This window comes from Nocardiopsis lucentensis DSM 44048 (assembly GCF_000341125.1).
Lineage (GTDB): Bacteria > Actinomycetota > Actinomycetes > Streptosporangiales > Streptosporangiaceae > Nocardiopsis > Nocardiopsis lucentensis.
In genome coordinates this window covers 1-11,537 of record NZ_ANBC01000578.1, presented here as the reverse complement: position 1 = coordinate 11,537, position 11,537 = coordinate 1, and the positions used below count along the sequence as shown (strand labels likewise).

Annotated in this window: 11 protein-coding genes and 1 pseudogene; 10 read left to right on the top strand and 2 right to left on the bottom strand. The window is 70.9% G+C overall.

Going from position 1 to position 11,537, the window contains the following annotated elements; all coding sequences use genetic code 11:
• Positions 1–312: 312 nt before the first annotated feature.
• The 8 genes from D471_RS35315 to D471_RS0120265 all read left to right on the top strand — a co-directional run bounded on the left by D471_RS35315 (position 313) and on the right by D471_RS0120265 (position 8,762).
• Positions 313–1,431, top strand: coding sequence for a heme/hemin ABC transporter substrate-binding protein (locus D471_RS35315; protein WP_017600317.1), 1,119 nt, complete (start codon positions 313–315; stop codon positions 1,429–1,431).
• Positions 1,428–2,537: a FecCD family ABC transporter permease gene (locus tag D471_RS0120295; RefSeq protein WP_017600316.1), complete on the top strand. Its 1,110-nt coding sequence runs from the start codon at positions 1,428–1,430 to the stop codon at positions 2,535–2,537. Before D471_RS35315 ends, D471_RS0120295 begins: the two co-directional genes overlap by 4 nt.
• A complete protein-coding gene (locus tag D471_RS0120290; RefSeq protein WP_017600315.1) occupies positions 2,534–3,412 on the top strand; it encodes a heme ABC transporter ATP-binding protein in 879 nt (292 codons plus the stop codon). Before D471_RS0120295 ends, D471_RS0120290 begins: the two co-directional genes overlap by 4 nt.
• A 40-nt stretch (positions 3,413–3,452) precedes the next feature.
• Positions 3,453–4,265 carry a class E sortase gene (locus D471_RS0120285; RefSeq protein WP_026127902.1) on the top strand — a complete coding sequence of 271 codons (813 nt, stop codon included), beginning with the start codon at positions 3,453–3,455 and terminating at the stop codon, positions 4,263–4,265.
• A gap of 6 nt (positions 4,266–4,271) precedes the next feature.
• Positions 4,272–4,538: a hypothetical protein gene (locus D471_RS40920; protein WP_017600313.1), complete on the top strand. Its 267-nt coding sequence runs from the start codon at positions 4,272–4,274 to the stop codon at positions 4,536–4,538.
• Positions 4,539–4,664: 126 nt separating this feature from the next.
• Positions 4,665–6,386, top strand: coding sequence for a DEAD/DEAH box helicase (locus D471_RS0120275; protein WP_017600312.1), 1,722 nt, complete (start codon positions 4,665–4,667; stop codon positions 6,384–6,386).
• A 130-nt stretch (positions 6,387–6,516) separates the two neighbouring features.
• Positions 6,517–7,581 carry a zinc metalloprotease gene (locus tag D471_RS0120270; RefSeq protein ID WP_017600311.1) on the top strand — a complete coding sequence of 355 codons (1,065 nt, stop codon included), beginning with the start codon at positions 6,517–6,519 and terminating at the stop codon, positions 7,579–7,581.
• 173 nt (positions 7,582–7,754) lie between these two features.
• The gene (locus tag D471_RS0120265; protein ID WP_017600310.1) at positions 7,755–8,762 is read left to right on the top strand and encodes a tryptophan--tRNA ligase; all 1,008 of its coding nucleotides are present in this window, start codon (positions 7,755–7,757) and stop codon (positions 8,760–8,762) included.
• A 42-nt stretch (positions 8,763–8,804) separates the two neighbouring features.
• Here the strand turns inward: D471_RS0120265 and D471_RS0120260 are convergent, their stop codons facing one another.
• A complete protein-coding gene (locus tag D471_RS0120260) occupies positions 8,805–9,380 on the bottom strand; it encodes an isochorismatase family protein (RefSeq protein ID WP_017600309.1) in 576 nt (191 codons plus the stop codon).
• A gap of 33 nt (positions 9,381–9,413) precedes the next feature.
• The gene (locus tag D471_RS0120255) at positions 9,414–10,715 is read right to left on the bottom strand and encodes a nicotinate phosphoribosyltransferase (protein WP_017600308.1); all 1,302 of its coding nucleotides are present in this window, start codon (positions 10,713–10,715) and stop codon (positions 9,414–9,416) included.
• A 132-nt stretch (positions 10,716–10,847) separates the two neighbouring features.
• Here D471_RS0120255 and D471_RS0120250 point away from each other — a divergent pair, with 132 nt between their 5' ends.
• Together D471_RS0120250 and D471_RS41930 are read left to right on the top strand one after the other, a co-directional pair.
• Entirely contained in the window at positions 10,848–11,270 is a 423-nt protein-coding gene (locus D471_RS0120250) for a Mov34/MPN/PAD-1 family protein (RefSeq protein WP_017600307.1), read from the top strand.
• 102 nt (positions 11,271–11,372) lie between these two features.
• Positions 11,373–11,537, top strand: a pseudogene (locus tag D471_RS41930) (molybdopterin synthase sulfur carrier subunit); the annotation flags it as partial.

The following is an 11,537-nucleotide window of genomic DNA, read 5'->3' as shown; positions in this document are numbered from 1 at the left end:
ACGCCGCCACGGCGGGCGTGGCGGCGATGACAGCCGTCGCCGCGGCGACGGCGATTCTCCTACGCATCAGGGGCCTTCGCGTTCGTGCGGGTGTTCGGTGGGGCGTTCACCCACGAGACGTGGGGAAGTGTACTTAGGTTATGCTTACCTATCTGAAGTGAGCCTTACCTAAGTCGGCGTTCAAGCGAGAACAGTGGACCACCGGAGTCCTGGGGTTGTCAAGATAATGACGATGTGTCATAAAAACGGGCAGGCCAACCGCACCCGACAGCCCCCACCTCGCCCCGGCCCGGACGACCGAAAGCGATCGCCATGCTCCACGCCGACACCCGGCCCTCCCGCGCGCACCGGCACCGACGCCGCGCCGCCCCCGTGTCCGCCCGCGTTCTGGCCGCGGCCTGCGCGCTCGCCGCCGCACTCGCCGGTTGCTCCCCGGCGGGCGTGGCCCCGGACGGGACCCCCTCCGGAAGCGGTGGCGAGGACATCCCCGACCTCGCCGACAACCGGCTCCAGATCCTCGCCGACCCCGACGCCCCCGAGCTGCCCGTCACCGTCTCCTCGGTCGTGCACGACCCCTACCGCACCAGCGAGGACCCCCTGGAGTACGAGGACGTCGAGGTCACCGACGTCAGCCGGATCCTGCCCCTGAGCGGGAGTCTCGCCGAGATCGTCTTCACCCTCGGCCTCGGTGACAACGTGGTCGGCCGTGACGTGTCCGCCACCTTCGACGAGGCCGCAGACCTGCCCGTCATCAGTGAGGGGCACGACATCTCCGCCGAGTCCGCCCTCGCCCTCGAACCCACCGTCGTCCTGGCCGACACCCAGAGCGGACCGCCCGAGACCATCGAGCAGATCCAGAACGCGGGGGTACCGGTCGTCATCGTCGAGGAGGCGTGGACGATCGAGGAGATGTACCCGCGCTTCTCCCGGGTCGCCGAGGCTCTGGGCGTGCCCCACGGCGGCGCCCGCCTCACCGAACGGACCCGGGAGCAGATGGCCGAGGTAGGCGTCTCCTCCGGCGAGGCCGTCGGGGACCCGAGCGTCGCCTTCCTCTACCTGCGCGGCACGGCCGGGGTCTACCTCCTGGGCGGACCCGGCTCCGGTGCCGACGCCATGCTCGCCGAGATCGGCGTCCGTGACGCCGGGGTCGAGATGGGACTGACCACACCCTTCACCCCCATCACCGCTGAGGCGCTCATCGCCGCCCAACCCGACGTGATCCTCGTCATGACGGGAGGCCTGGAGTCGGTCGGCGGGATCGACGGGCTCGTCGAGATCCCCGGGGTCGCCCAGACCCCCGCCGGGGCCGACCGCGCCGTCATCGACTTCGAGGACGGTGTCCTGCTCAACTTCGGGCCCCGGACCCCGCAGGTCGTCGCCGAACTGGCCGAGGAGCTGGCCGCCGTCGTTACGGGCGGAGCCGGCGAGTGACCGCGCCCACCACCCCGACCGGCGCCGGTGAACCCACCGCGTCCGATCCCGCTCCCGGGGGCCGCCGCGTACGGCACCGCGTGCGCGCCACCCTGCTGCTGACCGGCCTCACCGCCGCCCTCGTCGCGGTCGCCCTCGTGTCCGCCGGCCTCGGCGCCTACCCCGTCCCCGTCGACCAGGTCGCCGCCTCCCTCCTGCACGCGATCGGCCTCGACCTCGGCACACCGCCCGACCGGATCGGACAGACCGTCCTGTGGGACGTCCGCCTACCCCGCGTCACACTCGCCGTCGCCGTGGGCGCCGCGCTGGGCGTCGCGGGCGCGATGATGCAGGGGATCTTCGGCAACCCCCTCGCCGAACCCGGGGTGATCGGTGTGTCCTCCGGCGCCGCCGTCGGCGCGATCCTCGTCATCTTCAGCGGCCTCACCGTGTTCGGCCACTGGACGATCATCGCCTCATCCTTCGTCTTCGGCCTGGCCACGACCCTGTTCGTGTACGTGTTCGCGCGCTCCCACGGGCGGACCGAGGTGGTCACCCTCCTGCTCACCGGTGTCGCCGTGAACGCCGTCGCGGGCGCGGCGATCGGTCTGATGACCAACTTCTCCCAGGACGCGCAGATCCAGACCATCACCTTCTGGCAGCTCGGCAGCGTCTCCACCGCGACCTGGGCCAAGGTCGCCGCCATCACCCCGTGCCTCCTCCTCGGGCTGGCGGTCATCCCCCTGTACGCGCGCCGCCTCGACCTCCTCGCCCTCGGAGAGGGGCCCGCCCGCCACCTCGGGGTGGACGTGGAACGCATGCGCTTGGTGGTCATCGCCGCACTGGCCCTGCTCACCTCGGCCGCCGTCGCCTTCGCCGGGATCGTGGCGTTCATCGGCCTGGTCGTGCCGCACATCGTCCGCATGGTCACAGGGCCCGGCCACAGGATCCTGCTGCCCTCCAGCGCGCTCGGCGGCGGCCTGCTCCTGATGTCCGCCGACCTGCTCGCCCGGACCGCCGCCGCCCCCGCCGAGATCCCCCTCGGCGTGGTCACCGCCGCCCTCGGCGGACCGTTCTTCTTCTTTCTGCTGCATCGCACCCGTGCCAAGCAGGGAGGCTGGTCGTGAGCGCCTGGTCCCGACTCCGTCGGCGCACCGCCGCCACGGTCGCGCCCCTGTCCCGTCCGCCCCAGCACCCCGCTCCCGCCCCACCCGGTACGGCCGTGGTCCGGGCGGAGGGGCTCACCGTCCGGCGGGGCGGGCGCACCCTGCTCGACGGTGTCGACCTCACCGTGCGCGCCGGAGAACTGGTGGCCCTCGTCGGCCCCAACGGCGCGGGCAAGTCCACCCTCCTGGGCGTGCTGTCCGGCGACGTCGGCCCCCGGGACACCGGCGCCGCCGACTCCGGCTCGGTCCACCTGTTCGACCGGCCGCTCGCCGACTGGACCCCACCGGAACTCGCCCTGCGCCGGGCCGTCCTCCCGCAGGACTCGTCGGTCAGTTTCCCGTTCTCCGTCGCCGAACTCGTCGCCATGGGCCGGGCCCCCTGGGCGGGACTGTGCGACGCGGACACCGACGCGGCACAGACCTTCGCCGCGATGGCCCGAACCGGAATCCCCCACCTGGCCGAACGCCGTTTTCCGAGCCTCTCCGGCGGTGAGCGGGCCCGGGTCATGCTGGCCCGCGTCCTGGCACAGGGAACCCAGCTGCTCATGCTCGACGAGCCGACCGCCGCGCTCGACATCCGGCACCAGGAACTCGTCCTTTCCGTGGCGCGTGAGCTCGCGGAGGACGGTCGGACCGTTATCGTGGTCCTGCACGATTTGGGGCTTGCGGCCGCCTACGCCCATCGTGTGGCGGTGCTGTCCGCAGGACGGATCGCCGCACGGGGCACACCCGCGGACGTGTTCACCGCGTCGCTCCTCAGCGACGTGTACCAGCACCAAGTCGACGTCCTGCCGCATCCGCGTACCGGGGCCCCGCTGGTCGTTCCCCGCAGGTAGGTGTCGGAGCGCCCGAAAGCGTCCACAGGAGTAGGTCCTATTGGTCTCCACAACTGAACGGCACAAGCACGACGCCCCCGAGCCCCGTCGCGGGCGGGGCCGTCGAGGTTCGGGAGGCAGGCGCCGCAGGCCCCGCACTCCCCGCCACACTCCCGGCGACATCGTCCGCGGCGTGGTCCGAACCATCGGCGAGATCCTGTTGACCGCGGGCCTGCTCATGCTCTTCTACGCCTCCTACGAGGTCTACGGCGGCCAGTGGGAGACCGAGCGTGAGCAGGAGGAGCTGGCGCAGGGGCTGGAGGAGGTCTGGGCCGCGCAGGAGGAAGAGGAGTCCGAGCCCGGACCGGAGTCCGAACCGCTGCCCGGCAGCGCGGACAGCCGCCTGTACCTGCCCAGCCTCGATCTCGACTGGGTCGTGGTCAACGGGACGACACCGCAGGACATCCTCAACAGCCCCGGCCACTACACCGAGTACGACAGTGAGCCCGGCGTGGCCGGGAACTACTCCGTCGCCGCGCACCGCACCCCCGGTCTGTTCTGGGACATCGACCAGCTGGAGGACGGCGACGTCATGGTCCTGGAGGACGCGGAGAACTTCTACACCTACGAGGTGTTCGAGGAGCAGACGGTGCTGCCCACCGACGTGTGGGTGATCGAGCCGGACCCGTTCGACGACGCCAGTGACGAGGAGCCCGAGCGGTCCCTGATCACGCTCACCACGTGCGCCCCCAAGCTCAACAACACCCACCGGCTGATCGTCTGGGCCGAGCTCACCGAGACCACCCCCAAGTCCGAGGGCATGCCGGAGTCGATCGCCCACATGGCGCCGGACGCCGAAGAGGACGAGGAGTAGAGGCGGATGTACGGACTGATCTGGCGTGTGCTGCCCGGCCCCTGGCCGTCCAAGCTGATCCTGTCGGTGGGCCTGGTGGCGGCCGCGGCCGCCCTGCTGTGGCTCTTCGCCTTCCCGAAGCTCTCGCCGCACATGCCGTTCAACGACGGCGCGGTCGAGGTGCAGGGAGCGGACGCCGCTCCCGAGGGGGCCGGCGCCCCGGACGCGCTGCCCGGCGCGGAGTCCCCCTCGGAGTCGGGTTCCCCGGAGCCCTCCGAGTCGGAGAGTTCCTGAGTTCCCGCGCCGCCTGAGTGACGGTGCCGCGCGCGGCCACGTGTGCGCGGTACCACTGGAGCGGCTCCCGGACCGGTCCCCGGGGGCCGCTAACCTCTACCAGGTGAGTAACGGGGGACGGACAGCATGACGGTGACGCAGACCACCACGCAGGACCGCCTGCGCGGGCTCCGCGCCTGGCAGCGGGAAGCGTTCGAGGAGTACTTCCGCCGGGAACCACGCGACTTCCTGGCCGTGGCCACGCCCGGCGCGGGAAAGACCACCTTCGCCCTCACCCTGGCGAGTGAACTCCTTCGGCGGCACGCGGTCCGTTCGATCACGATCGTGTGCCCGACCGAACACCTGAAGAAGCAGTGGGCCGAGTCGGCCGCCCGGTTCGCCATCCCCATCGACCCCGAGTTCCGCAACGGTCAGGGCGCGCTGGGCCGCCAGTACATCGGCGCGGCGGTCACCTACGCGCAGGTCGCCGCGCACCCGATGCTGCACCGCAACCGCACCGAGGCGCGCAAGACCCTCGTCATCTTCGACGAGGTCCACCACGCCGGTGACGCGCTCTCCTGGGGAGACGCGGTCAGGGAGGCCTTCGACCCCGCCGCGCGGCGCCTGTCGCTGACCGGAACCCCCTTTCGCTCCGACATCAACCCCATCCCGTTCGTGGACTACGTCCAGGATGGGAACGGGGTGCGCCGCTGTTCGTGGGACTACAGCTACGGGTACGCCCCCGCCTTGGAGGACGGGGTCGTGCGCCCGGTCATCTTCATGGCCTACTCCGGCGAGATGCGCTGGCGCACCCGCGCGGGCGACGAACTCGCCGCGCGGCTGGGCGAGCCGCTCACCCAGGACGCGCTCTCCCAGGCCTGGCGCGCGGCCCTCGATCCCAAGGGCGACTGGATCAAGAAGGTGCTGCAGGCCGCGGACCGCCGTCTGACCGAGGTGCGCAAGACGCACCCGGACGCGGGGGGCCTGGTCATCGCCAGCGACCACGAGAACGCCCGCGCCTACTCGCGCATCCTGCGGCAGATCACCGGCAAGGGCGCCACCGTGGTCCTGTCCGACGACCCCACGGCCTCCAAGAAGATCTCCCGCTTCTCCGAGAACGACGACCGATGGATGGTCGCGGTGCGCATGGTGTCGGAGGGCGTGGACGTACCGCGCCTCATGGTGGGCGTGTACGCGACCTCCACGAGCACCGCCCTGTTCTTCGCCCAGGCCATCGGCCGCTTCGTGCGCGTGCGCAAGCGCGGCGAGGTCGCCTCCGTGTTCCTGCCCTCGGTGCCCACGCTGTTGGAGTACGCGGGGGAGATGGAGCGCGAGCGCGACCACGTTCTGGACCGGCAATCCTCGGACGAGGAGTACCCGGAACAGGACCTGATGAAGGAGGCCAACAAGAAGCGCGACACCCCGGAGGCGGGGGAGGAACTGCCGTTCGAGACGATGGAGTCGGCGGCGGAGTTCGATCGCGCGCTCTTCGACGGCGCCGAGTACGGCAGTGTGCCCGGTTCCACCGAGGAGGAGGACTTCCTCGGCCTGCCCGGCCTGTTGGAGCCCGACCAGGTCTCCCAGCTGCTGCGCAAGCGCAAGGCCGATCTGAAGGCCAGTGAGCTCAAGGCCAGGCAGAAGATCGAGAAGGAGCCTGACGAGGGTCCCACGCACGAGGTCGTCGCCGAGTTGCGGCGTGAACTGAGCGGGCTGGTCGGGGCCTGGCACCACCGCACGGGCAAACCCCACGGGATCATCCACAACGAGCTGCGCCGGGCCTGCGGCGGCCCGCCCGTGGCCCAGGCCTCCCCCGCCCAGATTCGTGAGCGCATCGCCAAGCTCCGTACCTGGGCGGTCGGCCGGAAGTAGCAGGTGCGGGCAAACACTTTGCAAGCTCACGCACGTCTTGTCAGCTTAGAGTGATTTTATAGCTACAGTCCGTTTGGTGATTGGACGAAGCCTCGGCGGTGGCGCAACCGCACTGTGGTCAGGACTGGTGTTGTGCGGGGTCACCCTCGCCGGGATCGTGGCGGGCACGGCGTACCAACCCGCCGGAGCCGGGGCGGACAGCGCCGAAACGGCGACGGTGGCGGCGGGGAACCGGCTCGACGAGTGCACGCCGGCCATCGACGCCCGGCTGGCCGACCCGAGCCGTTCCACCCTCCTGCCCGAGGGCGGTGACGTCTCCGGGGGGCAGGCGGCCGAGTACGAGCGGCAGTTGCGCGAGGCTCTGCGCCCGCTGCGGGGCCATGAGGCCGAACCGACGCGGGTCGTCCCAGTGGTGGTGCACGTCATCTCCGCCTCCGACGGGCGCGGGAACCTCGGCGACTGGCAGATCCGGCGGCAGATCGACGTGCTCAACCGGGCCTACCGCGGCGGGTACGCCTTCGGCGACGAGGGCGCCGACACGGGCTTCCGCTTCCGGTTGCGCGAGATCAACCGCACGGTGAACGACGGGTGGTTCCGCGACTTCAGCAGGCAGCGCGACGAGATCCGTGAACGCCTCCACCGGGGCGGCGCCGACACGCTCAACCTCTACACGACCAAGCTCGACAGTGGCCTGCTCGGGTACTCCACCTTCCCGCAGGACCAGAAGTCCCACCCCAAGCGGGACGGCGTGGTGATCTCCTACGACACACTGCCCGGCGGCGACCGGTACCGCTTCAACCACGGGCACACCGCCACCCACGAGATCGGCCACTGGCTGGGGCTCTTCCACACCTTCCAGAACGGCTGCGACGAGCCCGGCGACTACGTGGACGACACCGCCTACGAACGCGAGGCCGCCTCCGGCTGCCCCCGAGGCCGCGACACCTGCCGCAGGGACCCGGGCGAGGACCCGATCACGAACTTCATGAACTACTCCGAGGACGCCTGCATGACCCACTTCACGCGCGGTCAGGGCAAGCGCATGGCCGACCACTGGAGAGCCTTCCGCTCCGGTGCGAACGAGGAGGAGGTCGACCCCCGGAGGGCGGCCCTCGCGACGGGGAGGTCATCCGGGGACGTGCGGACCACCGCGGAACCCGACGGCACGGTCGAGGGCGAGGAGAGCCTCGACTGACGGCGGACGGGTTCGGGAGCGGCCCGGTTCCGCGGGGCGGGCCCCGCGGAACCGGGCCGCCCGCGCGTCATCGGCGCCGCCCAGGGCACGGGGCACGGCTGTCCCGCTGGTCGGGCGACCGGCCCCCGGGAATCCGAGCCAGGTGTGCGGACGCGCGCCGATAGGCTGGGGCCATGGCAGCGAACACCTACCTGACCGGGATCAAGCCCACCGGTGACTTCCACCTGGGCAACTACGTCGGCGCGATCAAGCCCGCACTCGCGGCGTCCCACGAGTACGACACGTACTACTTCATCGCGGACTACCACGCGCTCAACACCATCAAGGACGCCGAGGAGCTCCGGCACAGCATCCGGTCGGGCGCTGCCACCTGGCTCGCATGCGGGCTCGACCCCGAGCGGACCATCGTCTACCAGCAGTCGCACGTCCCCGAGACCTTCGAGCTCACCACTGTTCTCAGCGCCCTGACCCCCAAGGGCCTGATGAACCGCGCCCACGCCTACAAGGCCGCGCGCGACCGCAACGTCGCGGCCGGGGTGACCGACCTGGACGCCGGGATCAACATGGGGCTGTTCAACTACCCCATCCTCATGGCCGCCGACATCCTCGTCATGGAGGGCACCCACGTGCCCGTCGGCCGCGACCAGACACAGCACATCGAGTACACCGCCGACATCGCCGGGTACTTCAACCACCGGTTCGGCGACGCCTACTCCTTCCCCATCCCCAAGGGTGTCATCGACGACAGCGACGCGAGCATCCTGCCCGGCGTCGACGGCCGCAAGATGAGCAAGTCCTACGACAACCACATCCCGCTGTTCCTGCCGGAGAACAAGCTCAAGAAGGCCATCCGGCGCATCCCCACCGACTCCACGCCGGTCGAGGAGCCCAAGGACCCGGACGGCTCCGTTCCCTTCCAGCTGCTCCAGCACTTCGCCGCCGACGACACGGTCGCCGACGTGCGCAAGCGCCTCCAGGCGGGCGGCATGGGCTGGGGGGAGCTCAAGAACGAGCTGTTCGAGGCGGTCAACGCCGAGATCGGGCCCAAGCGGGAGCGCTACGAGGAGCTCATGGCCAACCCGGAGGAGATCGACGCGATCCTCCGGAAGGGCTCCGAGCGCGCCCGCGTGCGCGCCCGCGCCACGCTCGACCGGGTGCGGACCGCCATCGGCGCCGCCTGACACGCGCGTTCGGCCCCGCGGGTTCCCTCGCGGGGCCGACACCTAGCCGACCGCCGGCTCGCCCTCGAGCTCCACACCGGCCGCGCGCAGCCGGTCCAAAGCCTCGTCCACCGTCGGGCGCGCGACACCGGCGGTCAGTCCGAGCAGCACCCGGGCGCGCAGCCCCTCGCGGGCCGCGTCCAGGGCCGTGGCCCGGACACAGTGGTCGGTGGCGATGCCCACCACGTCCACCTCGTCCACTCCGTGCCCGCGCAGCCAGTCGGCCAGGGCCGTGCCGTCGTCGCCGATCGTGCCCTCGAACCCGCTGTAGCCGTCCGCGTACTGCCCCTTGCTGAAGACCGCGTCCACCCGGGCGGTGTCGAACGCCGGATGGAAGTCCGCCCCGGGTGTCTCCGCGACGCAGTGTCTGGGCCAGCTGCGCACGTAGTCCGGCTCGTCGGAGAAGTGCGCGCCCGGATCGATGTGCCAGTCCCGGGTCGCCACCACGAAGTCGTAGTCGTCGGCGTGCGCGCGTACGTACTCGGTGACCGCGGCGGCGGTGGCGGCCCCGCCGGTCACGGCCAGGCTGCCACCCTCGCAGAAGTCGTTCTGCACGTCCACCACGATGAGTGCCTTCATCGTCAGTCCTCTCGCTTCCTCGCGGTTCCCCGCCTAGTGGAAGACCGTGGCCAGCGCCACGTCGCCGCGCGACATCCGCAACGCCTCCTCGGGGAGCTCGGCCAGGGTCTCCCGGTGCCGCTGCCGCGCCTCGTGCACGCTCTCGTGCCCGACCACCTCGCCTCCGAGAACCAGGGGACGCAGCAGGGGACGTGTGCCCCTGTCCCCCGACGGCTCGTACGGGTAGACCTCCTCACCCACGGCCGTACCCCGGTCGTCCAACCGGCGCACCGCCCACTTACGACCGCCCCGGCTCGGCTTGCCCACCGAGCGCTTGGCCACCGGCTCCAGGGGTGCCTCCGGGGCGGTGCCGCGGGCCCGGGCCACGAGCTTGTAGACGAGCGACACCGTGGGAGCGCCCGAGCCGGTGACCAGCGCGGTGCCCACGCCGTAGCCATTGACCGGCGCCACGGCCAGCGCTTGGACGGAGTGTTCGTCCAGGTCGCCGGTGACCACGATCCGGGTCTCGGTCGCCCCCAGCGAGTCCAGCTGCTCGCGCACCCGCCCGGCGGTCGCTGCCAGGTCACCGGAGTCGATCCGTACCGCGCCCAGCTTCGGTCCGGCCAGTTCCACGGCGGTGCGCACGGCCCGCTCGACGTCGAAGGTGTCGACGAGCAGCGTGGTCTCGGCGCCCATCGAGTCCAGCTGGGCCTGGAAGGCGTGTCGCTCACTGTCGTGCAGGAGGGTGAACGCGTGCGCGGCGGTGCCGCCGGTCGGCACCCCGTAGGCGCGTCCGGCCTCCAGATTGGAGGAGGTGGCGAACCCGGCCACGTACGCCGCGCGCGCCGCCGCGACCGCCGACCGCTCGTGGGTACGGCGCGAGCCCATCTCGATCAGCGGCCGACCGCCCGCCGCGACCACCATGCGGGAGGCGGCGGAGGCGATCGCGCTGTCGTGGTTGAAGACCGAGAGCGCCAGGGTCTCCAGGATGACGGCCTCGCCGAAGGGCGCCTCCACGACGAGGATCGGGGAACCGGGGAAGTAGGCCTCGCCCTCGCCGTAGCCCCACACGTCCCCGGAGAAGCGGTAGTCGGCCAGCCATTCCAGCGTCCGCTCGTCCACGACACCCCGGTCGGACAGGAAGTCCAGTTCGGCCGTGTCGAACCGGAACCGTTCCAACAGGTCCAGGAACCGTCCGGTCCCGGCCACGACCCCGTACCGGCGACCCTCCGGGAGTCGGCGTCCGAACATCTCGAACACCGACCGGCGCCCGGCGGCACCGCTGCGCAGGGCCCCCTGCAGCATCGTCAGTTCGTAGTGGTCGGTGAGCAGCCCGCTGCTGCTGTCCTCGCTCATGCGCACGAGCCTAGTTCTTGCGGGACGGCGCGCGGAGGCCGCCCCACCAGCGGCGGGTGAGCCCGAGGAGTGGCCGGAATCATTAATACCCATCTGGTTGGTAGGGAACAGTGTTTGGGTACCCTGGGACGCATGCTGAGGATTGATCGCTCGATCTACGACCAGATCGTCGCCCACGCCCGCCGTGACCACCCGGACGAGGCGTGCGGTGTCGTGGCCGGTCCCGAGGGCTCCGACCGCCCCGAGCGGTTCATTGAGATGATCAACGCCGAGCGGTCCCCGACCTTCTACCGGTTCGACTCCCTCGAGCAGCTGAAGGTCTGGCGTGAGATGGACGACAACGACGAGGAACCCGTCGTGATCTACCACTCCCACACCGCCACCGAGGCCTACCCCTCGCGCACCGACATCTCCTACGCATCCGAGCCCGGCGCCCACTACGTGCTCGTGTCCACACGCGAGCCCGACACCGTCGAGTTCCGCTCCTACCGGATCGTCGACGGTCAGGTCACCGAGGAGCCGGTGGAGGTCACCGGCGCCGCCGCGGACCAGTAGACCCGCAGGGCCCGTACCAGCGGGGCGGCCGGTCGGAATGGGAGCGGCCGGACCCCTGTTGGGAATGAACGCACAACAACGACCGCTAACGGAGACACCTTCATGGCCATCGAGGTCCGTATCCCCACCATCCTCCGCAACCTGACCAACGACGCCAAGGTCGTCGAGGGCTCCGGCGACACCCTCGGAGCGCTCGTCAAGGACCTGGACAGCCGCTACCCGGGCATCGGTGAGAAGTTGGTGGACAACGGCAAGCTCCGCCGCTTC